Here is a 25,651-nt window from a genome sequence, read left to right as displayed (position 1 = left end):
CTAATGTGTTAATTCACTGCTGATGCGCGTTGCTGGGCCACTGGGATCAATAAACGGCTGTTGATCAACTGGGCCATGGCTACTGGCAAGTTTGCCCCAAGCTTCACGCCGCCGCTACTTTTTGGTTAAGGGTGCTAAGTAGGTTTTCAAGTTGCTGGAAGCGCTTGTCGACACTTTCCATTGGTAATTCAAACCGTAAGGTGTCAGAGCCATCTAAACGATAGTGCTTTGGTGACGTCTGAATGAGGGTCACCAGGGTTAAGGGATCCACCTGGGTGCTGCTATCAAACAATACTCTACCGCGGCTCTCGCCAGCCTCGATTTTGCTGATTCCCAGTTGCTCGGCACGGTGGCGCAGCTTGGTCTGGCGAATCAGGTTTTTCACCGGGTTGGGCAGCAAGCCAAAGCGGTCGATCAGCTCAACCTGTAACTCTTTAAGTTCGCTATCGCTCTGGGTGTTGGCAATCCGCTTGTACATCACCAGGCGCTGCTGAACATCGTGAATATAATCACTTGGAATCAGCGCAGGCAGGTTGAGGTTGATTTCCACGCCGGTATTGAAGGGCGCATCGATATTGGGCGTTTTACCCGCGCGAATGGCCTTCACCGCTCGATCCAGCATCTCCATATAGAGGGTGTAGCCGATGGTTTCCATCTGGCCGCTCTGTTCATCCCCCAGCAGTTCACCCGCGCCACGGATTTCCATATCGTGGCTGGCCAGGGTAAAGCCAGCGCCTAGATCATCCGAAGCGCTAATTGCTTCCAGACGCTTGATAGCATCACGGGTCATCGCTTTGGGCGGTGGCGTTAATAGGTAGGCGTACGCCTGATGGTGACTACGGCCGACCCGGCCCCGCAGTTGGTGTAGCTGTGCCAAGCCAAATTTATCAGCACGTTCGATAATAATGGTGTTGGCGCTGGGTACATCAATGCCGGTTTCAATGATGGTCGAACACACCAGCACGTTAAAGCGTCGGTGGTAGAAGTCCGACATAATGCGTTCCAGGCTGCGCTCGGGAAGCTGGCCGTGGGCAACCGCTACCCGCGCTTCGGGGATTAGTTCACGAATCTGTTCGGCACTGTTTTCAATGGTTTTGACTTCGTTATGCAGTACATAGACCTGCCCACCACGCAGTATTTCACGTAGCAGGGCTTCCTTGATGATACTGGTGTCGTGCTGCTGAACAAAGGTTTTAACCGACAGACGGCGGGCGGGCGGCGTAGCGATAATCGACAGATCGCGGATGCCGCTCATGGCCATATTGAGCGTGCGCGGAATAGGGGTCGCGGTCAGCGTCAAAATATCGACTTCGGCACGCAGCGTTTTGAGCTTCTCTTTTTGCGCCACCCCGAAGCGGTGCTCCTCATCGATGATCAGCAGGCCCATTTTGGGCAGCTCAACGCTTTTGGCGAGCAGTTTATGGGTGCCGATGACGATATCCGTTTGGCCGCTTTTAATGCTCTCTAGTGTCTGGGTGACCTCTTTGCCGCTGGTAAAGCGCGAGATCAGGCCAATATTGACGGCGGTGTCAGCAAAGCGGTCGCGGAAGTTCTCGAAGTGCTGGCGCGCCAACAACGTAGTGGGCACCAATACCACCACTTGGCGGCCAGACTGTACGGCCAAAAATGCCGCGCGCATGGCCACTTCGGTTTTGCCGAAGCCGACATCGCCGCACACCACGCGATCCATGGGCTGCGGGGAGGTCATATCGCTGATGACCGCTTCAATCGCCGCGTGCTGGTCAGCGGTCTCTTCAAATGGGAAGTTACCCGCAAAACGCAGATACTCCTCGCCTGGCGCCTCATAGACCACCCCTTGCTGGGCTTCCCGGCGGGCGTAGACATCCAGCAGCTCTGCAGCGGTATCGCGAATTTTTTCGGCGGCTTTGCGGCGGGCTTTTTCCCACTGGTCCGAACCGAGCTTATGCAGCGGGGCCAGTTCGTCACCGGCCCCGCTGTAACGGGAGATCATATGCAGGCTGTCGACAGGCACATAAAGCTTGGCACCATCGGCGTAGGAGAGCGCCAGGAACTCATTTGCCTGGCCACCGGCCTCTAAGGTTTCCAGCCCTAAATAGCGGCCCACGCCGTGGGCCTGGTGAACCACTGGCGCACCTTCGCGCAGCTCCGACAAGTGGCGTACTGCAAGCTCATTGTCATCCGTGGCTTTTTCGCGCCGACGGCTCTGACGTACCACGTCACCAAACAGCTCGGTTTCACTAATTACCGCAATACTTGGATTATTTAGCCATAAGCCGCTGTCGACCAAACCTTCCGTAATTGCATAGGTATGATCGCTAGCGAGAAAGTCGTGGAAGCTATCGGTATGCGGAAGCGAGAGCTGAAGTGGCGACAGGATCTCTTCCAGGGCTTCCCGGCGACCCCGCGACTCCGCCACAAACAGCACCCGGGTTTGGGCATGGGAGTGCAAAAATGCTGACAGCTCCGCCAATGGCTGCTTGGCGCGGGCATTAATAGAGAGTGTGGGAAGCGGTGCGGCTTCAGGCTGTTGCGCATGGCGCTGCTCGCTATCCTCGGTTAACTCTATTCGCGGGCAGGCTTTGATTGCCGAGAATACATCGTTGACCGGGAAAAACGCTCGGTGCGGTGGCAGCAGCGGGCGGGTTGGGTCAACGCCCAAGTTTACGTAGCGAGCGTCGATCGACTGCCAGTGCTGCTCGGCGGCAGCAAAAACTCCCGGCAGCAGTGCGACTCGTGTATCGTCGGTCAGGTGGTCAAACAGCGATGCAGTGTGTTCAAAAAACAGTGGTAAATAGTGCTCAAGCCCCGGTGAAGGAATGCCTTTCAACGCATCGTTATAAAGAGGGCATTGCCGCGGATCAACGTCGAACAGGGTTTCAAACTGCTCACGAAAACAGGCAATCGCGCTGCGGCTTAGCGAGTACTCGTGGGCGGGTAGCAATTCTAGCGATTCAAGCTTATCAGTCGAGCGCTGGCTGCCAGGGTCGAAGTGGCGCAGCGAATCGATCTCGTCATCGAACAGATCAATACGGATCGGCTCATCCATACCCATCGCAAACAGGTCAATCAGCGCGCCGCGCATGGCGTATTCGCCGGGCTCATAGACCGTTTCGACAGCGCGATAGCCCGCTCGGGAGAGCGATTCCCGAAACGCTTCGCGATTCAAGCGCTCGCCAGTTTTGAGTGTCATGACCCGCCCGGCAATGTACTCAACCGGGGGCAAGCGCTGCATCAACGTGTTGATCGGCACCAGCACAATGCCGCGCACGCCATCTTGCAGTTGGCGCAGGGTACGCAGTCTCGCCGAGACAATATCCTGATGGGGTGAAAAGCTGTCGTAGGGCAGCGTTTCCCAGTCGGGGAAGGGCAGTACCGGTACGTCGCTATAAAAATAGAGATCTTGTTCAAGACGCTGCGCGCTGGCCGTATTGGGAGTGATCACCAATAGCGGAGCTTTCGCAGCAACGCGGGAGAGTGCCAGCGCAGTCGCGCTACCCGGCGGCGATGTCCAGTAGAGCGTATCGCGAGTCCCTTGGGGCTGGGGCGGTTCGAGCAGAGAGAATGTCGGCATAAGCAAGATATCGTTTTGCGCTGAAACGGAAGGGAGATCATACACGATCACCCGTTTCAGTTAGAGTGCCGCGGCTTAAGGTAGCGGGTTAATCTGTACTGAAAGAGGTTTTGTAGTGAGATTGGCATTTCTGTAATACCCCTACATGTTGTGCGACTATCCAGTCATTGCGACCGCTGCGCTTGCCCCGGATAATACACTCTCCGTTCCCACTACCTGATGAGGCCGCACGTGAGTCAGCAAGCGCTCGAAAACGTTTTTCAAGAATGGCAAGGCAACGAAGCCTTGGCGGAGCAGATGATCCCGTTAGTAGGGCAGCTCTATCGTCAGAATAACGTCGTTGCCACCATGTTCGGGCGTTCACTTATTAAACGGTCGGTCATCCGCATTCTTAAAGACCACCGCTTCGTGCGTAAAATAGAAGGGACTGAGCTCTCCGTTGAGGATACCTACTCTATCGTGAAGGGGATGGTCGCTTTGAACCTTGGCCCTGCCCATGTGGATGTAGGTAAGCTGGCGGTGATGTTCAAGAACCAGGGTGGTGGCGATGTCGAAGCCTTCCTGCGTAAAGAGCTGCAAGAGATTATTGATGGCTACCAGCCGGGTGCTAGCACCGGGGAGCCGCAAGATGTGGTGCTCTACGGTTTTGGCCGCATTGGTCGTTTACTGGCACGAGTGATGATAGAGAAGGCCGGGGGCGGTAATCTACTGCGTTTGCGCGCTATTGTGGTGCGTGGCCGTGGCGATGTGGCTAAAGACCTTGAGAAGCGCGCCAGCCTGCTGCGTCGTGACTCCGTGCATGGGCCCTTTGACGGTACCATCATGGTCGATGCAGAGGCCCGCACGCTGACGGTCAACGGCAATGTTATTCAGGTTATTTACGCCGATTCGCCCAGCGAGATTGACTACACCGAGTATGATATCGATAACGCGGTGATTGTTGATAATACCGGTATCTGGCGCGATGAAGAGGGCTTGGGCCAGCATCTGCAGTGTAAAGGTGCTGCCAAAGCGCTGCTAACGGCACCGGGTAAAGGCGATATTAAAAACATCGTTTACGGTATTAACCACGAATCCATTGGCGACAGCGATCTCATCGTCTCTGCTGCCTCTTGCACTACCAATGCGATCGTTCCGGTACTGAAGGTGCTCAATGACGAGTACGGTGTGGTGAATGGTCATGTGGAAACCGTGCATGCCTATACCAACGACCAGAATTTGATCGACAACTACCATAAAGGTGACCGTCGTGGCCGCAGTGCGGCGCTGAATATGGTATTGACCGAGACAGGGGCAGCCAAGGCCGTATCGAAAGCGCTACCTGAGCTAGAGGGTAAGCTGACCGGCAACGCCATTCGCGTGCCAATCCCTAATGTCTCTATGGCCATTCTCAATCTGACCCTGGATAAAGCGACAGATGCCGTAGCGCTAAATGACTACTTGCGCCGTATGTCGATCGAGTCTGCCTACCAGAAGCAAATTGACTTTGTCGATTCAGCAGAAGTGGTGTCGTCGGACTTTGTGGGCAATCGTCATGCCGGTATCGTGGATGCTAAAGCTACCATCGCCAACGGCCATCATGCGGTCATTTATGTGTGGTATGACAATGAGTTCGGTTATAGCTGCCAGGTTGTACGTATTTTGCAGCAAATGTCTAACGTACGGTTTTTAAAACTTCCTCGCTAGTTAAACTTAGCAAAGCCCGCATGCCGGGTGTTAGAGCTAAGAGAATGCGTTGACGCCACCTTCGGGTGGCGTTTTTTTGGTCTCAATCTCATCTTTTGCCAATGTATATAGCACTTTTGGTGGTCATCAGGGATGTGGTCATTGGACGCGCTTATCTTTATAATACGATGGATTTTTCGGGGTGGTTCAAGTGCTGCTTGGGCCGGACTGGTAACAATCTGAGCAGAAAATAACAATTCGCTGAGCAGAAAATAAGCATTCGAACCCCATACCTTCGTATATCCGATCCAACAACTGGGCGAGACTATGATCGAAGTCAAAAAAGGCCTGGATCTCCCCATCACGGGAGCGCCCGAGCAGCGTATTGAAGATGCGCGGCCTGTGCGCCACGTGGCAATCCTGGGTACCGACTACGTTGGCATGAAGCCGACGATGGAAGTCCAGGAAGGGGATAAGGTCAAACTGGGCCAATTGCTCTTCACCGATAAGAAAATTGCTGGTGTGCGCTATACAGCGCCCGCTGCCGGTGAAGTGCTTGCAATAAACCGTGGCGAAAAACGTCGTTTGCTGTCTGTCGTAATTAAAGTAGACGAAACTGAGGAAGCGGTCGAATTCGCTGCTCATGATCGTAATGCCTTAGCGCAGCTTGAACGTCAGGTCGTTGTCGACCAACTGGTAGAATCGGGACTCTGGACTGCATTGCGCACTCGTCCTTTCTCGCGCACCCCGGCCATTGATAGCACCCCGGCCGATATTTTTGTAACCGCCGTGGATACCCATCCACTTAGCCCTGACCCTGCGTTGATCATTAACGAGCAGTCGCAGGCATTCGAGGATGGCCTCAAGGTGTTAGCGCGCCTGACCGAGGGCAACGTCTTCTTATGTACGGGCGAAAATGCCTCAGTCCCGGGTGGCGATGTTGACGGCGTAAAAACCGAAAGCTTTGCCGGCCCTCATCCTGCGGGACTTGTCGGCACGCATATTCACTACCTTTCTCCAGTCGCACTGCACAAAAAAGTGTGGCATATCGGCTACCAGGACGTTATTGCATTCGGTAAGTTGTTTGTAGAAGGGAAGCTGGATATGAACCGTGTGGTTGCCATTGGTGGCCCGCGTGCTGAAAATCCGCGTCTGATTCGTACCCGTGTCGGCGCTAGTACAGATGAACTCCTGACCAACGAAGTCATCAAACCCGAGGACACTCGCGTAATTTCTGGTTCGGTATTCTCTGGCTTTGCCGCTGAAGGTAAGTTGACCTACCTTGGCCGCTTCAGCAATCAAGTGAGTTTGCTGGAAGAGGGCAACAAGCGCACGTTTATGGGTTGGTTGTCTCCTGGTGCTAATCGTCACTCGGTCTTGGGTATTTATATCTCCAAGATTAAGGGGCTCAGCAACTATGCGCCGACGACCTCTACCAATGGTTCCGAGCGTGCTATGGTGCCGGTAGGTGCCTATGAGCAGGTGATGCCGCTAGATATCATGCCGACTCAGCTATTGCGTTCGTTGATCGTGGGCGACATTGAGGTTGCCATGCAGCTAGGGTGTTTGGAGCTGGACGAAGAGGATCTGGCGCTGTGCACGTATGTTTGCCCTGGCAAATACGAATATGGCCCCATCCTGCGTGATAATCTCACCATGATCGAGAAAGAGGCCTGATAATGGGTATTCAACAGACACTCCAAAATATCGAGCCGCATTTCCACAAAGGCGGAAAGTACGAAAAGTTCTATCCGCTGTTTGAAGCGGTAGATACTATTTTTTACACGCCACCGAGCGTGGCTAAAACCACCGCGCATGTGCGTGACGGTATCGATCTTAAACGCATCATGATTACCGTGTGGATGTGTACTTTCCCGGCGATGTTTTTCGGCATGTGGAGCGCTGGTTGGCAGGCCAACACGGCAATTGATGCGGGCTATGCCTCTATGGGAGGCTGGCGCGAAGCGATTATGATGACGCTGTCGTCCGGTCACGATGCGAATAGCCTATGGGCTAACTTTGTCCTTGGCGCTACCTACTTCCTACCTATCTACCTGGTCACCTTTGTGGTCGGTGGTTTCTGGGAGGTGCTGTTCGCTATCAAGCGCGGTCACGAAGTCAACGAAGGCTTCTTCGTCACTTCCGTACTCTTCGCGCTGGTACTGCCCGCCACCATTCCCCTTTGGCAGGTTGCCTTGGGTATCACCTTTGGTGTGGTGATCGGTAAAGAGATCTTCGGCGGCACGGGGAAAAACTTCTTGAACCCCGCGCTGACCGGTCGTGCATTCCTTTACTTTGCCTATCCCGCGCAAATCTCTGGTGACTCTGTATGGGTTGCCGCTGATGGCTATACTGGTGCGACGGCACTCTCGCTAGCGTTCCAGGACGGTATGTCTGCGTTGACCGACACCTTTAGCTGGTGGGATGCCTTCATCGGTTTTATCCCTGGCTCGATCGGGGAGGTCTCGACACTAGCCATCTTTATCGGCGGCGCTGTGTTGCTGTGGACGGGAATTGCCTCTTGGCGAATCATGCTGGGGGTACTCCTGGGCATGGTGGTGACCAGTACGCTGTTTAATCTAATCGGCTCTGATACCAACCCAATGTTTGCCATGCCGTGGTACTGGCATCTGGTGATCGGCGGTTTCGCTTTCGGTATGGTCTTCATGGCAACCGATCCGGTGTCGGCGTCGATGACCAATCAAGGCCGTCTGCTGTTTGGTGCGCTGATTGGTGTGATGACTGTTTTGATTCGCGTTGTGAACCCGGCTTTCCCGGAAGGCATCATGCTGGCGATTCTGTTCGCTAACCTGTTTGCACCGCTGATTGACCATTTCTTCGTCCAGGCCAACATCAAGCGTCGCGTGAAGCGAACCGCCGTACCGGCCGAGGAGACTGCCTAATGGCACAAGGTAACAACTCCATCAAGAAAGTCCTGATTGTGGCGTTTGCACTGTGTATCGTGTGCTCCGTCATTGTCTCGACCGCGGCGGTCGCCTTGCGACCCATGCAGCAGCTTAACCAGGAACTCGACCGTAAAACCAACATCTTGAACGTTGCCAAGCTTTATGAGCCGGGTATGGACGTTGAAGAGGTGTTTAGCGATGAGATCATCGCACGGGTCGTTGACCTGGATACGGGTGAGTACTCCGATGAGTTCGATCCCGATACCTACGATAGTTTTGAGGCTGCCCGTGACCCGGCCTCGGGTCGCACGCTTTCTGGCGATCAAGACATCGCGGGCCTTTCACGGGTTGAAAACTACGCGACTGTTTATCTGGTCGGCAGTGAAGACGATCCGGAACAGATCGTGTTGCCGATTCGTGGTCAGGGGCTTTGGGGCTTGATGCGTGGCTTCCTGGCCGTAGAGGGTGATGGCAATACTATTGTCAGTATCACCTACTACGAGCACAGTGAAACGCCAGGTTTGGGCGCAGAAGTTAACAACCCGCGCTGGCAAGCCCAGTGGGAAGGCAAGAAAATTTACGATGAAGAGGGCGACCTCTCACCGGAGATTCACCTGACCAAAGGCGGCGCCAGTGACGAATACGAAGTCGATGCGCTATCTGGCGCTACGCTGACCAGTAACGGCGTGACTAACATGCTGCAGTTCTGGTTGAGCGAAGAAGCTTTCGGTCCCTATTTGGCTAAATTCCGCAGTGGCACTGAGCCGGAAGACGCCGAAGAGACCGATACCAACTTCGAAGACGTTGAGGGGGCCTGATCATGGCGGACGTAAATGCAAAAGGCGTTTTAACAGCGCCGATTTTCCAGAACAACCCTATTGCGCTGCAAATTCTGGGGATCTGTTCGGCACTTGCGGTAACCACCAGTATGAGCGTATCGCTCGTTATGGCGCTGGCGGTTATTTTCGTAACGGCATTCTCAAATCTGTTCGTATCGTTGATCAGGAATCATATTCCCTCTTCGATCCGTATCATCGTGCAGATGACCATTATTGCCTCGCTGGTTATCGTGGTTGATCAGATTCTCAAGGCGTATGCCTATGAGATGTCTAAGCAGCTCTCGGTATTTGTGGGTTTGATCATTACTAACTGTATCGTCATGGGGCGCGCTGAAGGCTTTGCGATGTCCAATACGCCGGGCATGTCGTTTTTAGACGGTATTGGTAACGGCCTAGGCTATGGCTTTGTACTCATGGTGGTGGGTTTCTTCCGTGAGCTGCTGGGTTCGGGCAGCGTATTTGGCATTACCATCCTCCAGACCGTGCAAAATGGTGGCTGGTACGTGCCTAACGGCTTGCTATTACTACCGCCTTCAGCGTTCTTTATTATCGGTCTACTGATCTGGGTAATGCGTTCCGTTAACCCTGAGCAAGTAGAAGATAATGAGTTCAAAATGAAGGAAAACACCAAGCCCAAGGAGGCCGTGTAACATGGAACATTATCTGAGTCTTTTTGTTGCCTCGGTGTTTGTTGAAAACATGGCACTGGCCTTCTTCCTGGGGATGTGTACTTTCTTGGCGGTGTCCAAAAAGGTCTCCTCAGCGATTGGCTTGGGCATTGCGGTGATTGTGGTATTGACCGTCACCGTGCCGGTTAACAACCTTGTCTATACCTTCTTGCTACAGGAAGGTGCGCTGACCTGGACCGGTATTAGCGGTGCTGAAAACATCGACCTCTCCTTCCTTGGGTTGCTCTCCTACATCGGTGTCATTGCGGCGCTGGTACAGATCATGGAAATGTTCCTTGATAAGTACGTACCGTCGCTCTACAACGCGCTAGGGGTCTTCCTGCCGCTGATTACCGTTAACTGCGCCATCCTGGGTGGCGTACTGTTCATGGTGGAGCGTAGCTATAACTTTGGCGAAGCCGTGGTCTATGGCTTTGGCGCGGGCACCGGTTGGGCATTGGCCATTGCCGCCCTGGCGGGTATTCGTGAAAAGCTGAAGTACAGCGATGTGCCGGGTGGCCTTCAAGGGCTGGGCATTACTTTCATCACCGTGGGGCTGATGTCGTTGGGCTTTATGTCCTTCTCGGGCATTCAGCTTTAATCGGAGCCGGTTTTTCCCGGCGGTGGCAAACATCGCCGGGTAATAGAAAACCTCCAGCAATAGGAAACCGACATGGTTGATACAACAGTCATCTTGCTCGGTGTTGTCATGTTCACGGTCATCGTTATTAGCTTGACGGCGATCATTCTGGCAGCGCGCAGCAAGCTTGTGAGTAGCGGGGACGTGACCATTGAGGTCAACGGCGACCCTGAGCACACTTTGAAGACCCAGGCCGGTGGTAAGCTGCTAAACACGCTTGCCGCTAACGGCATTTTCCTCTCGTCCGCCTGCGGTGGCGGTGGTTCTTGTGCCCAGTGTAAGTGTCGGGTTGAAGAGGGCGGCGGCTCTATTCTGCCGACTGAAGAGTCGCACTTCACGATGCGTGAGAAGAAAGAGGGCTGGCGCCTCTCTTGTCAGGTACCTGTGAAGCAGGACATGAAAGTCGAAGTGCCTGAAGAAGTCTTTGGGGTGAAGAAGTGGGAATGTGAGGTTATTGCCAACCCCAACGTTGCCACCTTTATCAAAGAGTTAAACCTGAAACTGCCAGAGGGCGAAGAAGTCGCCTTCCGCGCCGGTGGCTATGTACAGCTCGTTGCACCGCCTTACGATATCAAGTTCTCTGATTTTGATATCGACGAGGAGTATCGGGGTGATTGGGAAAAATTTGATATGTTCAAAATTTCCCACAAGAACAACGAGGAAGTGATTCGCGCATACTCCATGGCGAACTACCCAGACGAGAAGGGTATCCTCAAGTTTAACATCCGTATTGCCACGCCGCCTCCCGGCACTGACCATCCGCCTGGCTTGATGTCGACTTACGTCTTCAGCCTTAAAGAGGGCGATAAGGTCACCGTAATGGGACCGTTCGGTGAGTTCTTTGCCCGTGACACTGACGCCGAGATGATCTTTATCGGTGGTGGTGCAGGTATGGCACCGATGCGTAGTCACATCTTCGATCAGTTGAAGCGCTTGAAGTCTGATCGCAAGATTACCTTCTGGTACGGTGCTCGCTCCTGGCGTGAAACCTTCTACAACGAAGAGTACGACCAGTTAGCCGAAGAGTTCCCTAACTTTGAGTGGCACCTGGCGCTATCTGATCCTCAGCCGGAAGATAATTGGGAAGGGCCGACAGGCTTTATCCATAACGTGCTGTACGAAAACTATCTGAAGGATCACCCAGCACCTGAAGATTGCGAGTACTACATGTGTGGGCCGCCGATGATGAACGCCTCGGTTATCAAGTTGTTGCTTGATATGGGTGTTGAGCCGGAAAATATCCTGTTGGATGATTTCGGTGGCTAAACGGTCGGCGTAAGTCGATAGTAGCGTTAAGCGGGGCTGGCCTTTTGGGCTGGCCCCGTTTGTTTATATAACCTTGTGAAGGGAATGACTTATCGCCGCGCTGATAAGAGGGGCTTGGCTAAGGTATAATCACTTTAATGATGAATGACCGTGAGGCACTTATCACGACGACTGTTGTCGTCAGGTAAGGCCAATAATTTAAAGCGAAGCAATGTGAAGCGGGGAGGTTGATATGACTATTTGGCTACTGGTATTCGGTTTTATGGCACTGATTATGGGTGCTATGGCCGTGGGCGTCATCATGGGCCGCAAACCAATTGCCGGTTCTTGCGGCGGTTTGAATCAAATCGGCATGAAAGATGGCTGCGATATCTGCGGTGGCAAAGATGAGGTTTGTGAAGAGGAGAACCGCAAGCGCGGCGGTGTGCGCCGCCGTAGCGATGAAAGCCGTGGTGCCGATTTAGGCTATGACGCTACACGTCGCTAACAAGACTGCGTTGTATGCAACGGGATGATTGATCAAAAATAGCAAGGGGACGCAGAGAGCATGGCGGTTCACAATTACGATGTTGTGGTGATCGGTACGGGGCCTGCAGGGGAAAGCGCTGCTATCAACGCTGCAAAGCATGGCAAACGTGTAGCGATTATTGAGAAGCAGGTTCAGGTAGGTGGCAATTGTACTCACTGGGGTACCATTCCTTCCAAAGCGTTGCGCCATCAGGTGAAACAGATCATGGCGTTCAACACCAACCGTATGTTCCGCGATATTGGTGAGCCGCGCTGGTTCTCCTTCCCCAAAGTGATGGAACGCTCAAGGGGTACCATTGATAAACAGGTAGAGATGCGTACCACCTTCTATGCGCGCAACCGCATTGATCTGTTTCATGGCGTCGCCCGATTTAAAGATGAGCACACCTTGTTGGTGCGTGACCGCCAGGAAGGCATGGAAGAACTGGTGGCGAAGAAAATCGTGATTGCCACCGGTTCTCGCCCTTACCGCCCGGCGGATATTAACTTCCGCCATCCGCGTATTTACTGCTCTGACACCATATTAAGTCTCTCGCATACCCCGCGCACGCTGGTGATTTTTGGCGCCGGGGTGATTGGCTGTGAATATGCATCAATCTTTTCGGGCTTGGGCGTTAAAGTTGATCTCATTAATAACCGTGACAGCCTGCTGTCGTTCCTGGACGATGAGATTAGCGATGCACTCTCCTACCATTTGCGTAAGCACGGTGTGCTGGTTCGCCATAATGAAGAATACGAGAGCGTTGAGGGCGATGAGTCAGGCGTCGTCGTGCGTCTCAAGTCAGGCAAGAAAATTCGCGCTGATGCTTTTTTGTGGGCCAATGGGCGAACCGGTAATACCGACAGCTTAGGCCTTGAGAACATTGGCTTAACCGCCAATGGGCGTGGTCAGCTAAGCGTTGATGAGCACTACCGCACTGCGGTTTCCCATATCTACGCAGCGGGCGATGTAATTGGCTGGCCGAGTTTGGCGAGCGCGGCTTACGACCAAGGCTTGAACTCGTGCAATGAGTTGCTCGATAAAGAGTATCGCTTTGTGAGTGATGTACCTACCGGAATCTACACCATCCCTGAGATTAGCTCGTTCGGCCCCAATGAGCGTGAACTTACCGAAGCCAAAGTGCCCTATGAAGTAGGCAAAGCTTTCTTCAAAGATACCGCCAGGGCACAAATTACCGGTGATACTGTGGGTATGCTTAAAATTCTGTTCCACCAAGACACCCTGGAAATACTCGGTATTCATTGTTTTGGCGACCAGGCGTCTGAGATTTTGCATATCGGCCAAGCGATCATGCAGCAAGAGGGCGATGCCAACACGCTCAAGTACTTTGTAAATACCACGTTTAATTACCCGACCATGGCAGAAGCGTACCGGGTGGCTGCGCAGAATGGTTTAAACCGGGTTTTCTAGCCACAGCTTTAGCGAGGGCTTTGTCAGGCGTCTAATCCGAGAAGTTGCCTTTGTCGTAGACGTTTAAGAGTCACTGGATTCGCGAATAAGCGTATGGCCGTAAGCTTGTGGTTTATTATCAGGTGACGGCTCAGTGGGGGGCAACAGTTTTTCAACGCGGTTGCGCCCCAGTGCTTTAGCTTGATAGAGCGCTTTATCGGCAAACGAATAAAGCTGCTCAAACGTCAGCGAGCCGACTTGGCACGTCGTCACGCCGATGCTAATAGTCGGGTTGGCTTGCTGCTCTATACCGCTCAGCGTATTAACTTCGACCTCTCGGCGCAGCCGATCTGCTACCTGAAGCGCATCATGGGTAGCGGTGTTGGGCATCAATAAACAAAACTCCTCTCCACCAATCCTCGCTAATGTATCCGATGGACGGCTAAGCTCGCGAAGCTGCTTACTGATCTGGCGAAGTACCTCATCGCCGGTTGGGTGCCCGTAGGTATCATTAATTTGCTTGAAGTGATCAAGATCTAACAGCAGCAGGCTAAGCGGTGCTCGATCGCGCTGGGCTTGGGTAAGCGCAGCGGATGCTATATTGACCAAATGGCGCCGGTTATATAGCCCGGTCAGTTCATCGGTTAGCATTAGCTGATGCATGACGTTGCGCTGACGGTGGAGATGAATAACCGCTAGGCAGAGTGTAATTGCAGCGCTAACCATTAACACCAATAGCGCACTCACCGCAATCGAGAGTCGCTGCATCACCAAACGTTGCTGAACAGAGGTGTCGCGCACTTCTTCTAGCAGCTGGTTGTATAGCCAAGCCTGAGCGCCGCCTACCTCCATGGCAACCCGTTGTAACGGATCAATCAGCTCTGGGCGCTGTTGGGCTTGCTGTGACTGCTGGGTTAAGTCTGAAAGGCGATTGTTAAGCTCGCCGAAGTGATTATGCAGGTATTCAACGTCCGAGATGAGATATCGGTGGCGTTCAATACTGCTCTGTATATTATTTAAATGCTGTTTGGAAAGTGAAATAAAATAATCGATGTATTTAATGTGTTCGCTGCTAGGCTGGCGGCTGCCTTCCTCTAATGCGGCCCGTAACTGAGGTGTGGCCTGTTGGGCTAGAACAATATCACTCACTAGCGTGGTGTAATCGGCGCTAGCTTTTTGGCACGCACTGTAAACATAGCTGCCCATTACTGCGGACATAGCGCAAAGAATGACGGCAAAAATGAATGCTAAGCGCCCACCGGGCTGACGAAGAAAGCGACGCAACATCACGAGGGCATCAGCAAGCTGGCAGTGGTGGTGCACCCCTTCGCCAACTGCTGAGTTGGCGAAGGCACGTTAGAATAGTAAACGAAATCATCGTAACAGTGCATCCGTTGCAAAGGGCAGTTCTGCATGGCACCTCTCCGTTAATGGTTAGGTAATCCAATGAACAGCTTAAAGACTTCATCCTTATGCAACTTAAGCACTCACCCGCCATTTCTGCCATCCCACAACTTTACTAATTGTAGGATCATACTTGTGCTCGTTATTATTAGTATCTATTTAATTGGTTGATATTTAATCGTTATTTAAGGAGTCCAAGGCTAAACGCGCTTTTTCCTGCCAGCTCCCTTCAAGCGCAGCCGCTTGCGTTAATGCTTCGCGAGCCGCGTCAGGCGCATCGTTTTGCAATAGTAAAAGGCCCAGATTTAGCCATGCGGCCCCCATCTTTTCATCTAGCTCGGTTGCCCGTTCAAACGCCTTGCGTGCGTTGTCGGGTTGTTGATCTGCGTAAAGTGCATTGCCTAACGCAAACTGCCCCATAGCGTTAGTGGGGTGGCGTTTTACAAACGCTTGCCAGCTTGAAAGCGTAGCGCGTGGACCGTGAGCCTCTTCGTAGGCGCTAAGCGCTTCTAGGGCATTGCGGGCAGTAATACCTGTAGGCAATGTACCTGGTTCGGCCACCACAAATCCCCAGCGCTCTGTGCGTGCCCAAGTGGCATCGAAACGGCTGAACGACATGGTATGGCGCCCAATCTCGCCGCTGCGCAGAATAAGCGTTTCACTGGGCAAATCGTAGCCAATGGCCACAGCGTAGTGCCACATTGGATAAATCGGCAGCGACAAATTCTGCATAACGACCACCGGGTCGCCCGCTGCCAAATGGTTTAATAGGGCGTCCATGGTGCCGCGAATAGGAAACGCGAGCTGCTCATGCCGTCTCACCGTTGCCAGCATTTCTGGCTGCACACTGCCATCGCGTCCGGGCAGAAATACTTGAGGAATCAGCTCCTCAACGTCGGTGTCGACACCCTGGTGATTGAGTACCATTGCCAGCGTGGCAGGGCCGCACTGAAATTCCGTTTGGGCGTAAAACGGTACGCTGGTGATTTCTGTATGGGGCGGTAGGGCTTGATAGGTGCTTTGCAGTAATACCGGATTACGCGCACAGCCGCTGAGCAGTAGCAGCATAATAAAAACGCCCGCAAAGCGGGCGTTGGAAAACAGGTAGGTCATGAGCGGCCTTGTATTAGCGAGTAAACGGGTAAACGTCGGTTAGGCCGAGAATGTCGGTTACCAGCAAAATAATGAAAACGGCAAATAAAGCGCCTACAACGCCGGCACCGGCTGGCAGTTGCTCAAGCTGATCGGCCATTTGCTGTGCTTCAGCATCACTGAGTGATGCAACGCGAGCCTCGACTTCGTCCAGATCAACACCCTGTTTTACCAGCTGATCTTGCACATCGGCGCGGGCTAGGATCTCGTTAATCCGTTCGCGATCAGCGCCAGCACGGTCAGCTGCCAAAACAGATTGGGTGGAGACTAAATCCATTGATTGGGGCGCAGTGGGTGCAGCGGCAACGGGTAAGCTGGTAATAACCAGCGCTGCAATCAGTAGGGTAGAGAGGTAAGCACGCAATGTTTTCATCGTCTTCTTCCTTATAGACTAGTCGGGGTGGTAAGGAATGAGTATAGAAACAAATGGTTTGATTTTTAAGCGTAATATGCAAAGTGCTAATTATTTGCACTAATGCGATAGGTCCAGGCCGACTCTGAGAGCAGCCCGCGGCCCCCGGCCATGGTCATGGCTAAATCGTGTAAGCCGGGCCATAGTGGCACCGCTGCTGCCCCCTTGACGGCTAAGTCGAGCCGCTGGGCCATTAATAGCAATTTATGTAAGCGCTTCATGGGCAGGCGGCCAATGGCTTTCTGGTAAGCGGGGCGGCGCTTATCAAAAATCATCGGCTTTTGGGTTTTGCAGGCGTGCTCAAAACTCTGCCCTTGATCCAGGTGCTGATGCAGCGAGAGCAGCGTGCGTAGCTCTCGGCTAAGCGCCCACAGCACGATAGGCGCCTCAACGCCTTCACTGCGTAAGCCATTCACAATGCGCGAAGCGCGGCTGGGTTCGCCTTTCAGGCAGGCATCGGCCAAATTGAAGACATCAAAGCGGGTGCTGTCCTCCACTCCTTGGGCAATGCTCTCGACGTTCAAGCGCGTACCTTGGGGGTGAATCAGCGCCAGCTTTTGCAACTCTTGGTCAGCGGCCAAAAGATTGCCTTCGGTGCGCTCTCCCAGCAGGCGAGCGGCTTCCAGATCAATTTGTAGACCGTGCAATGAAGCACGATCCCGCAGCCAGTAGCCTAAGCGGGAAGCATCCACGGGCCACACGGGAACAAACAGGCCGTGTTTATCCAGCGCTTTGAACCAAGCGCTTTTTTGTTGCTTGGCATCAAGCTTGCCCATACCAATGAGCAGAACGTCATCGCTGTTATCCAGAGTTTCGGCGTACTGCGCTAACGCTTTGCTGCCTTCTTGCCCTAACTTGTGATTGCCTAAGCGCAACTCCAGTAGCTTGCTGGTCGCAAACAGCGAGAGGTTGCTCGACATTTCCATCAAGCGACCCCAGGCAAAATTGGGCTCGACATCGAGTACTTCACGCTCCTCGACACCACCCTGGCGAGCTGCGGCCCTTACAGCATCGCAGGCGTCGCGATGCTGTAAGGGCTCATCCCCCGCTACGATCACTACGCGGGGTAGCTTTTTTGCTAACGCAGCGGGTAGCTGATCAGCAAATACCTTCACTGCATGCCCTCAACGTAAGTAAGGCGCTCAATGATTTGCTGAGACAACTGGCGTGCAAGCGTCTGTTCTGCTTCCATCATTAGCGTTTCGCGGTTAAGCAGGTCGTCATCGCTAACGCGAATGCGGGTATCTGTCGACAGCGTTTCATTATTGATGTGGTAGGCATTCGATGCTCGCTCCTGAACTGAGAGTCTGGCGCTGAGCGTTAGCTCGTGCTCGCGGCTTGCTCTGCCATCACCGCCGAGTCGACGCTCGGTTAAAACAGGCGTGCCCAACGTGACCCTCCAAGGCGCATCAGCGGCGACCTGGGTGCCTAACTGCTGAAGACGTGAGGCGATCTGCTGAGCGACGGCACTGTTGGTGTCGCCTTCTAAAGCAAGGGGGGGCAGCGTAGGCAGCGATTCAGAGCCGCGTAGCCGAAACCCACAGCCGCTGAGCAGCACCGCCGCCGAGGCGGCGATGCTAGCGGTTAAAAATGTGCGTCGGTTCATCCACTCACCACGATATTAACCAGTTTGCCGGGCACTACGATCACTTTACGTACGGTGTTGCCCACGAGGAAGCGCTGAACGTTTTCATGCTCCATCGCCAGCTTTTCAATAGACGCCTTATCTGCGCTTGCCGGTACTTCAAGTCGAGCACGCAGTTTACCGTTGACCTGTACCACCAGCTCAATGCTGTCGCGGGTAAGGGCGGATTCATCTACTACCGGCCAGGTTGCTTCAATGGCCGGGCCTGAATGGCCAAACGCTTCCCAGAGACTATGGCACAGGTGCGGCGTAATCGGCGAGAGCAGCAATACGCAGGCTTCCAGCGCTTCACGGCTAACCGCCAGGCCAAGTTCGGAACTATCGTCGAACTTACCGATAGCGTTGGACAGCTCCATCACCGCAGCAATGGCGGTATTGAAAGTGGTGCGGCGGCCAATGTCGTCGCTGGCTTTCTTGATAGTCTCGTGGGTTTTCCGGCGCAGCGCCTTTTGATCGTCGTTAAGTGCATTGACGTCCAGCGTGCCGGGCGTGCCCGATGCCAAGTGCTCATTGACTTGACGCCATAGGCGCTTCAAGAAGCGGTGCGCGCCCTCTACACCTGAATCCGACCACTCCAGGGACTGCTCGGGGGGTGCGGCAAACATCATAAACAGGCGTACGGTATCGGCACCAAACTTGTCGATCATCGACTGCGGATCAACGCCGTTGTTTTTCGACTTGGACATCTTCTCGATGCCACCCATTTCCACCGGCTCGCCGTCGCTCATAAGGATAGCGCTCAGCGGGCGGCCTTTCTCATCGCGCTTCACTTCCACGTCAGCGGGGTTAAACCACTGCTTGCCTCCGTTATCAGTGGAGCGGTAGAAGGTTTCCGCAATGACCATGCCCTGGGTCAGAAGCTGCTGGAACGGCTCGTCGGAATCCACCAAGCCAAAGTCACGCATCAGTTTGTGGAAGAAACGCGCATACAGCAGGTGCAGAATGGCGTGCTCGATACCGCCAATGTAGAGGTCAACCGGCAGCCAGTAGTTGGCGCGCTCGTCCAGCATTGCTTCGGTGTTATCCGCACAGCAGAAGCGCGCGTAGTACCAAGACGACTCCATAAAGGTGTCGAAGGTGTCGGTTTCGCGCGTCCAGCCATCGCCCAGGTCAGAAAACGCCGGCATCTTTTTCAGCGGCGAGCCCGAGGCATCTACGGTGACTTCCATAGGCAAAGAGACTGGCAGCTCGTCATCGGTGAGCGGAACGGTTTGACCTTCCGGGCCGTATTTAACCGGAATCGGCGCGCCCCAGTAGCGTTGGCGGGCAACGCCCCAATCGCGCAGGCGATAGTTGGTTTTGACTTCGCCACGATCAAGCTCAGCCAGTTTGGCGGCAATGGCATCAAAGGCTTGTTCAAAATCAAGGCCATCAAACTGACCTGAATTAACCAGCTTGCCGTATTCGGCGTAGGCCGCCTCAGAAACGTCGGCAGGCTGGCCGCTTTCATCGGCGATGACCGGTTTGATGGCAATGCCGTACTTGGTGGCAAACTCCCAATCGCGCTGGTCGTGGCCGGGTACCGCCATCACCGCACCGGTACCAAACTCCATCAGCACGAAATTAGCCACGTAAACGGGCACTTCATCGCCGGTTAGCGGGTGAACCGCCCTATGGCCGGTGAGCATGCCTTTTTTCTCTTTGGTGGCCATCTCTGCTTCGGAGGTGCCACCCCTGGCGCACTCGTCGCAAAATGCAGCTAGCTCGCTGTTCTGCTCGGCCGCCTGCTTGGCCAGCGGGTGGCCAGCTGCAACCGCCACATAAGTAACGCCCAGCAGCGTATCCGGGCGAGTGGTATAAACCGCCAGCGGCTCATTGGCTTGGCCATCAGCGCCTTTGACATCAAAGGTCAGCTCGACACCGCGGGATTTACCAATCCAGTTGCGCTGCATGGTTTTGACCTGCTCGGGCCACTCGACTTTATCCAGGTCGGCCAGCAGCTCATCGGCGTAGTCGGTAATCTTCAAGAACCACAGCGGTATCTCTTTACGCTCAACCAGCGCACCGGAGCGCCAGCCGCGGCCTTCGATAACTTGCTCATTGGCGAGGACGGTTTGATCCACCGGATCCCAGTTAACCGTCGACATCTTCTTATACACCAAGCCTTTTTCTACCAGCTTGGTGAAGAACCACTGCTCCCAGCGGTAGTAGCTGGTATCGCAGGTGGCGAACTCGCGGCTCCAGTCATAGGCAAAGCCCAATGCCTTCAACTGATTGCGCATGTAATCGATGTTTTGGTAAGTCCACTTGGCAGGCGGCACCTGATTCTGAATGGCGGCGTTTTCTGCGGGCATGCCGAAAGCGTCCCAGCCCATGGGCTGCATGACATTTTTACCCTGCATGCGCTGGAAACGGGACACAACGTCGCCGATAGTGTAGTTACGCACGTGGCCCATGTGCAGCTTGCCGCTGGGGTAGGGGAACATGGAGAGGCAGTAGAACTTCTCGCGGTTCGCGTCCTCTACGGCTTTGAAGCACTGATGTTTGTCCCAGTACTGCTGGGCGTCGCGTTCGATATCACGAGGGCTGTAGTGTGCGTCCATCGGTTTATTAATGCCTTGGCGTATTCGCCCAAAAGGGGCGCAAAGTGAATGTTAGATGACATCTGTCAGATAAGTGAGGTCGATTGTATCCTATGCAGGTGTATCCTTGAACGGTAAGCCGATGATAGGTAACTGCACGCGTCGACAAAAGGAGAGGCACCATGAGTGAACAGCAGAACGACAATCGCCTGCGCGAAGGCTATGAGCGCTTGCTAGAGCGGATGCAGGGGGGCGCCAATGAGCTAACCTGGGAAAACTTGCAGAAGGATTTGGACGACGCGGTCGAGTTTGAAGCGGAGCTGGAAGAGTACACCAAAGATGAGCTAGCCCTGCTGCGCGCCTGGGTCGAGCGTGACCTGAAAGATATGCGCTACTACATGGCAGACACCGGCAAGCAGGTAGCCAGCTGGCTGGGCATCGACATTGACGGCCTTTCGCGCCGCGTGGCGGAGTCGCTGCTTTCAATTGCTGACCGCAGCGTAGTCGAACGCGAGCGCTTCGAGGAAGATTTAGAAGCTGCCCGCGCCGACTACTGCGAAGGTGAGATGGCAGCGCCTGGCCTAATGGCCTGCACTCACTGCGATGCTCAGGTGATGCTGCCTACCGTTGCACGCCTGGAGCCTTGCCATCAGTGTGGCCATCGCTACTTCTACCGTTTTCCCAATAAAATCATTGAGACCTGATCGATTAGGTAACCAGTAAACTGACGCCTGCAATCGCCCCCAGCGAGAGCAGGCTCATGACCGCCGCGTAGAGCAGGTTATTTTTCATCATGCGGTAGCCGCTCACCCCGTAGCGACCTTGCAGTGACAGGTTGATCCCCGAAAGCGGGCCCACGCTGGTGCCCACTGCCCACGAGGTTAACGCCACAAACGCAAACACGGTTTGTTCGCCGCCCTGCAAATTGAGGATCGACGCCAGCACCGATACGCCAATAATGGGATGTAAGCCTGCCAGTGCGCTCAACGTGATCCCCGCAAAGCTAAGCATCGCCTGGGGCGCACCAAAGCGAGTGAACAATGTCCAGTCGCTGCCAGCCGCGGCGGTTACCAGTGTCGAAAGGCCAATGGTTAATAACCCCGCCGCCAAAAACAGCGAAATCTCCCCGCGCATGGCGGGTAACCGCGTGGTGGTGTGCTGACGAATCCGCCGCAGGGTAAATTTGGGCCCATGGTGCAGGTTACTTAGCAGCGCAACGCTAGGCAGCAGAAAGGTGATAATGCTGACAATGGTCAGGGCAGGGGTGAGCACAAAGTGAAACAGCATCACCAACGCCGCCATGCCCACCGGCATCAACAAGCTACGGGGCGCCAGTGAGTAGCCATCCACCTCGCTGAGATCAAACCGGCGCCGCAGCTCTAGCGTGGTTAACAGCCCCGACAGCATCGCCATGGGAAAGCCCACCACGGCAATTTGCGCGTACTCAACGTCGGGCACCAGCGCGATCACCACACCCATGGAGGCAAAAAACGGTGACCATAAGGCTGCGCTGGAGAGCCCGCGGTTAAGCGCCAAAAGCTGCGGCGTAGTGAGCGGCCCACGCCGAGCCAGCTTATCGCCCACCATAAATACGGTAGACAGATTTAAAATCGTGCCCAGAAAGTGCACCCCCAGCCAGGTACGTAAAATACCGCCCGCCCCAGTCACTCGGCTGCCTGTCGCGCTCTTGTTGCCTTGCTTACCAATCAGCGAGATAAAACTAACGCCCACCAGCATCGCCGCCACAAACGAGTTGCCCTGCAACATAGCGGGCCAATCGACATCCGCACCATACACAAACTGCGCCACCAGCAGCATTCCCACACCAAGCGCAATCAATACGCCCGCCTGAATGCGAGAACGACGGGGTATATCTCGCCACAGCAACACAACCGCCGCCCACAGCAAATAGCTCACCGCATGCGCAGTGCTCAACCAGCTGGTAAAACCGATAATTTGTGCGATCAATCCAAGCAAAATCAGCACGCCCGCCAAGCGCTGCCGAGGAGTCGTCTCTTGCATGCCAAACCCTTAATAGTGAATTAGCAGGCTAATCGGATTTGCAAAGGAAGGCCAGCGGCAACGAGTTATGAAGCACGAGGATTTGTACGCGCGAGGAAAACTGGCACCACTACTTGCGTAGCCAAATTTCGTAGCGCGTGGTAACGAATCTGCGAGGAACGAGCAAATGAGGCACCCGCGGGAGCATCGCGAAGCGATGCCAGATCCACGCAACTAACGAGCCGTTGCCCTCAGAGAGGAAACACTTTTTTTCATCGATACGTGACCTAATCCAAATTTATGAATAAGGTATGGTTAATTAGTCAGACTCGGTCCCAACTGGAGCGTTTTAACGTAACCCAGGTGTGCCGTGGCGGTAGCGTGGTTTCGTTTTAGTTCATTAGCCTAAAGGGCAGCGCACACCGGCAAATTCCTTCCTCAGGTCAGGGGGGCTATCAAATTCATAGGCCCACACACTCGATTTAATACGTGCATAACCTCTTAGTGAGAAAGCTCGACAGGTAATCGACGCGGGCGTTTAGCTCGTGAAAAGGTACCAAAATCACCCAATGGCATATCAAGGATATGGCGATACAGAAATACTAAAGCATTAAGCGCTTGGTTTTGTGTAGCTGCAGCCACATATCGTTCTCCGGCAAGGTGCTCCAGAAAAGCTTGGACTTCAGAAGGGCCCATACTGGCAGGGTGTCGCACCCCATGATAGCGAATGAAGTAACGTATCCAGTAACAGTATGTTTTTTTAAGTACGCGGGCTATAGCGTTTTACCCGCATAACAGCTTTCACACGATCCATTAGTTTAGGAGGCCTGCTTTGCATATCCATTTGGTTTCTATCTCCTGATGGTATATATGCATACAGTGTTATTGGGATTTGCAAAATGCGCAAGAATGCGAATTCTGCAACTAGAGCCTAATTAATATTAATTTAATTTAAAATCATGTGGTTATGCACGAAAAGGTAGGCTACATTTGCTAAGTAAACATGCTGGCACGTTCATCCAATCATAGGACGCGCCGTCTAATACCTGTTAGCAGGTGTTCGGGTTTTTTCTGTTTTAGTCAGTAGTTTTGTTCGGCATTGCTCGCGTTTCGTTTTCTTAGCAGCGGCGCCAAAAGGTAAAGTTCGCCAGTTTGCGGGTTTGCTGCAAACGGTGGAGGCGGTAGCGTTCTTGGCTTCGCTCAATAGTTTTACAGGTTCCGGTTGGCTCGCCGTATCGCAGCTGGCTGGTGTAGTTTTTAATATAAGCAGCCGTGCTGCTGTTCAGGTTTGCCAGTGCGGCAAGCCGCGCAAGTCCGGTGAGGGCTGCTAACAAGGCCAGGCAAGCGACGCCAAACAGCGGCGCGCGTGCTGGCGGCGTTAACTGGCACCCAGTATTCGGACTGATTTATGGAATTCAAAGTTGGGGAATACGTAAAGAAAAACCCAATAACTTGGCAGCCGAATGACTTCGACTCTTGGGGCCGCGGTGTAGGTGTCGGACAAATCGTCGAGCCGCCCTTTGAGATGCCGCACGATCAAGTTGATGTTCGGTGGCCTGGAGGCAGGTGCTTTGAAAGCACACACCAGCTATTACCAGCAACTGAAACTGTGGGTTCTGGCAATGGCAGTTAACAAACCAAGGCAGCGGAAATATTTTGCTTCGCTGCGCTCAAAACGCAAAAATATTCCCCTGCTTGGGGCGTTATGTGTAGGAGAGATCGTGGCATCTAAGCAAGAGAAAAGGCGCAGGGCCGCACTGGTCGAAGCCATGGTGGCCGAAGATACCAAAGAAGCCATCGAGAATATGCCTCTTTCGCTTGCAGTACTTGGCGAACTATTCGATTACCTTGATGAGACCCTTGAGCAAGAAGGGTGCGACCATTCTCCAAGGGCTACCCAATTGTTCCTATCCCAAAAAGGCCTCGATCCAAACCAAGTGCTTCCATGGCTCGAAGAGCAGGGAGGCAACTGTGATTGCGAGATATTGGCTAACGTAGAAGAGAGCTGGGAAAGTGAGATCAGCAAAAACACATAATAAGCCGCGGCTGGCGGATCAAATTTCCGCTCCTTCGTCGCTACAATTTGCCCGCTGCGCGAGGCGTTATGAATAAGAATCTGGGAGTAAATTGGAAATTGAAGTTTCTTTGGCTGTGGATTAAACGGTACAAGCACGCATTGCGGGTTATAGGCGGCTTATTTTTCTGCTTTGCTCTTATTGCTGGAGGGTTCTGGATCGCAGGCTTTGATATTGAGCCCATAGCTTTCGTCTTCGGACTGTTAAGTTCACTTTTCTTGGCCAGCCCTTCGATCGCAGAGTATTTTCTACCTGAGCGCAAGCCTGTTCGAGAAATGACTTTTGAAGAAATCCTAGACTTTATACCTACAACTCATCCGAAAGATGATTGGCATGGCATTTCCAGAGATTGGGCCAGCGAACGGTTTTTGAGAGAAGATCCCCGACTTCGATTCAGGGCGAAATTTATAGATGACGGAATTCAGTGCGAAGATTTCAAGGAACAATGGGCAAATGGTTTTCCAGACAAAAGAGCCACAGGGTACTGGTATGAGCTTTATTACGATGGAGCATTCCTTGATAGGTTCATACTTGTGTCGGTAGATGGAGCGAGGGTGGACCTTCCTCCGCCTGACCTGACGACAATGACGATTAGCCCTTTCGCCTACAAGGTCGCAAAAATACACGATACCTTGGATAACGTGGATGAGTATTTAAATCGTGCAGGGATTTCCGTGGAAAATTCATAACACCTATGAGCCTTCTGCCTGTCAATAAGCCGCAGTATTTTTTATTGGCCGCGTAAGCGGTCAATATCAAGTCCCTGAGCCAGTGATCCTACTTCATCTGTCATCGTTGGCGGTTGGTGGCTTACAGCAAACACCTATTGAGGCTCTCTAACGTGGTGGTTCACCACTGCCAAACCGGGTTGCTCCTTGCAGGTGGGTCTGGGGCACTAGACATTCATCGGTTAACCAGCATCTGTCCTATTCAAAAAGCGGGTTACTTTATAGTCCCAGTTAGTTTCAGGTTCAGCGCCGGTGTA

21 protein-coding genes are annotated in these 25,651 nt (G+C 53.5%); 12 read left to right on the top strand and 9 right to left on the bottom strand.

The genetic code is table 11. The annotated features are described in order from the left end of the window. Positions 1-103: 103 nt before the first annotated feature. Positions 104-3,553, bottom strand: a complete 3,450-nt coding sequence (gene mfd / locus HALTITAN_RS09670) for a transcription-repair coupling factor (protein ID WP_022523172.1) — start codon at positions 3,551-3,553, stop codon at positions 104-106. A 231-nt stretch (positions 3,554-3,784) separates the two neighbouring features. Here mfd and HALTITAN_RS09665 point away from each other — a divergent pair, with 231 nt between their 5' ends. The 9 genes from HALTITAN_RS09665 (at position 3,785) to sthA (ending at position 13,476) form a co-directional block, all read left to right on the top strand. Next, complete coding sequence (locus tag HALTITAN_RS09665; RefSeq protein ID WP_039859094.1) at positions 3,785-5,239, top strand: glyceraldehyde-3-phosphate dehydrogenase; 1,455 nt, start codon at positions 3,785-3,787, stop codon at positions 5,237-5,239. Positions 5,240-5,545: 306 nt separating this feature from the next. Next, entirely contained in the window at positions 5,546-6,895 is a 1,350-nt protein-coding gene (locus HALTITAN_RS09660; RefSeq protein WP_027957530.1) for a Na(+)-translocating NADH-quinone reductase subunit A, read from the top strand. A 2-nt stretch (positions 6,896-6,897) separates the two neighbouring features. Further along, positions 6,898-8,121: an NADH:ubiquinone reductase (Na(+)-transporting) subunit B gene (locus tag HALTITAN_RS09655; RefSeq protein ID WP_022523175.1), complete on the top strand. Its 1,224-nt coding sequence runs from the start codon at positions 6,898-6,900 to the stop codon at positions 8,119-8,121. After that, positions 8,121-8,942, top strand: coding sequence for a Na(+)-translocating NADH-quinone reductase subunit C (locus HALTITAN_RS09650; RefSeq protein WP_009286986.1), 822 nt, complete (start codon positions 8,121-8,123; stop codon positions 8,940-8,942). The genes HALTITAN_RS09655 and HALTITAN_RS09650 overlap by 1 nt, the downstream gene beginning before the upstream one ends. A 2-nt stretch (positions 8,943-8,944) precedes the next feature. Continuing rightward, positions 8,945-9,613, top strand: a complete 669-nt coding sequence (locus HALTITAN_RS09645) for an NADH:ubiquinone reductase (Na(+)-transporting) subunit D (RefSeq protein ID WP_009286985.1) — start codon at positions 8,945-8,947, stop codon at positions 9,611-9,613. A gap of 1 nt (position 9,614) precedes the next feature. Next, positions 9,615-10,232 carry an NADH:ubiquinone reductase (Na(+)-transporting) subunit E gene (gene nqrE / locus HALTITAN_RS09640; RefSeq protein ID WP_009286984.1) on the top strand — a complete coding sequence of 206 codons (618 nt, stop codon included), beginning with the start codon at positions 9,615-9,617 and terminating at the stop codon, positions 10,230-10,232. Between the two features lie 72 nt (positions 10,233-10,304). Further along, complete coding sequence (gene nqrF, locus HALTITAN_RS09635) at positions 10,305-11,537, top strand: NADH:ubiquinone reductase (Na(+)-transporting) subunit F (protein WP_009286983.1); 1,233 nt, start codon at positions 10,305-10,307, stop codon at positions 11,535-11,537. Positions 11,538-11,769: 232 nt separating this feature from the next. Next, entirely contained in the window at positions 11,770-12,024 is a 255-nt protein-coding gene (nqrM, locus tag HALTITAN_RS09630) for a (Na+)-NQR maturation NqrM (protein ID WP_022523176.1), read from the top strand. Positions 12,025-12,084: 60 nt separating this feature from the next. Next, positions 12,085-13,476: a Si-specific NAD(P)(+) transhydrogenase gene (sthA, locus tag HALTITAN_RS09625; RefSeq protein WP_009286982.1), complete on the top strand. Its 1,392-nt coding sequence runs from the start codon at positions 12,085-12,087 to the stop codon at positions 13,474-13,476. Positions 13,477-13,539: 63 nt separating this feature from the next. Here sthA and HALTITAN_RS09620 read toward each other — a convergent pair whose 3' ends face one another. From HALTITAN_RS09620 to leuS, 6 genes are all read right to left on the bottom strand, one after another. Then, the gene (locus HALTITAN_RS09620; RefSeq protein WP_009286981.1) at positions 13,540-14,778 is read right to left on the bottom strand and encodes a GGDEF domain-containing protein; all 1,239 of its coding nucleotides are present in this window, start codon (positions 14,776-14,778) and stop codon (positions 13,540-13,542) included. A gap of 255 nt (positions 14,779-15,033) precedes the next feature. Continuing rightward, positions 15,034-15,972 carry a PA2778 family cysteine peptidase gene (locus tag HALTITAN_RS09615; RefSeq protein ID WP_009286980.1) on the bottom strand — a complete coding sequence of 313 codons (939 nt, stop codon included), beginning with the start codon at positions 15,970-15,972 and terminating at the stop codon, positions 15,034-15,036. Positions 15,973-15,985: 13 nt separating this feature from the next. Then, entirely contained in the window at positions 15,986-16,384 is a 399-nt protein-coding gene (locus HALTITAN_RS09610) for a PA2779 family protein (protein WP_009286979.1), read from the bottom strand. 86 nt (positions 16,385-16,470) lie between these two features. Further along, the gene (holA, locus tag HALTITAN_RS09605; protein WP_009286978.1) at positions 16,471-17,538 is read right to left on the bottom strand and encodes a DNA polymerase III subunit delta; all 1,068 of its coding nucleotides are present in this window, start codon (positions 17,536-17,538) and stop codon (positions 16,471-16,473) included. Continuing rightward, positions 17,535-18,029, bottom strand: a complete 495-nt coding sequence (locus HALTITAN_RS09600; protein ID WP_009286977.1) for an LPS-assembly lipoprotein LptE — start codon at positions 18,027-18,029, stop codon at positions 17,535-17,537. The genes holA and HALTITAN_RS09600 overlap by 4 nt, the downstream gene beginning before the upstream one ends. Then, positions 18,026-20,611: a leucine--tRNA ligase gene (gene leuS / locus HALTITAN_RS09595; RefSeq protein ID WP_009286976.1), complete on the bottom strand. Its 2,586-nt coding sequence runs from the start codon at positions 20,609-20,611 to the stop codon at positions 18,026-18,028. The genes HALTITAN_RS09600 and leuS overlap by 4 nt, the downstream gene beginning before the upstream one ends. Positions 20,612-20,772: 161 nt before the next feature. On the opposite strand from leuS, the gene HALTITAN_RS09590 reads away from it, so the two are divergent. After that, a complete protein-coding gene (locus tag HALTITAN_RS09590) occupies positions 20,773-21,294 on the top strand; it encodes a zinc ribbon-containing protein (RefSeq protein ID WP_009286975.1) in 522 nt (173 codons plus the stop codon). Between the two features lie 4 nt (positions 21,295-21,298). Here HALTITAN_RS09590 and HALTITAN_RS09585 read toward each other — a convergent pair whose 3' ends face one another. Both HALTITAN_RS09585 and HALTITAN_RS26340 read right to left on the bottom strand, forming a co-directional pair. Beyond that, positions 21,299-22,612, bottom strand: a complete 1,314-nt coding sequence (locus tag HALTITAN_RS09585; protein WP_039859090.1) for a hypothetical protein — start codon at positions 22,610-22,612, stop codon at positions 21,299-21,301. Positions 22,613-23,092: 480 nt separating this feature from the next. Continuing rightward, positions 23,093-23,305, bottom strand: coding sequence for a phage integrase N-terminal SAM-like domain-containing protein (locus HALTITAN_RS26340; RefSeq protein ID WP_411572201.1), 213 nt, complete (start codon positions 23,303-23,305; stop codon positions 23,093-23,095). An 830-nt stretch (positions 23,306-24,135) separates the two neighbouring features. Between HALTITAN_RS26340 and HALTITAN_RS25125 the strand changes: the two genes are divergently transcribed. Beyond that, positions 24,136-24,627: a DUF2695 domain-containing protein gene (locus HALTITAN_RS25125; RefSeq protein ID WP_085947151.1), complete on the top strand. Its 492-nt coding sequence runs from the start codon at positions 24,136-24,138 to the stop codon at positions 24,625-24,627. Positions 24,628-24,695: 68 nt separating this feature from the next. Then, complete coding sequence (locus HALTITAN_RS09570; RefSeq protein ID WP_039859086.1) at positions 24,696-25,355, top strand: hypothetical protein; 660 nt, start codon at positions 24,696-24,698, stop codon at positions 25,353-25,355. Positions 25,356-25,651 lie beyond the last annotated feature (296 nt).

This window comes from Vreelandella titanicae BH1, assembly GCF_000336575.1.
Taxonomy (GTDB): Bacteria; Pseudomonadota; Gammaproteobacteria; order Pseudomonadales; family Halomonadaceae; genus Vreelandella; species Vreelandella titanicae.
The sequence above is the reverse complement of the archived record's forward strand: the minus strand, read 5'-3'. Positions and strand labels throughout refer to the sequence as shown.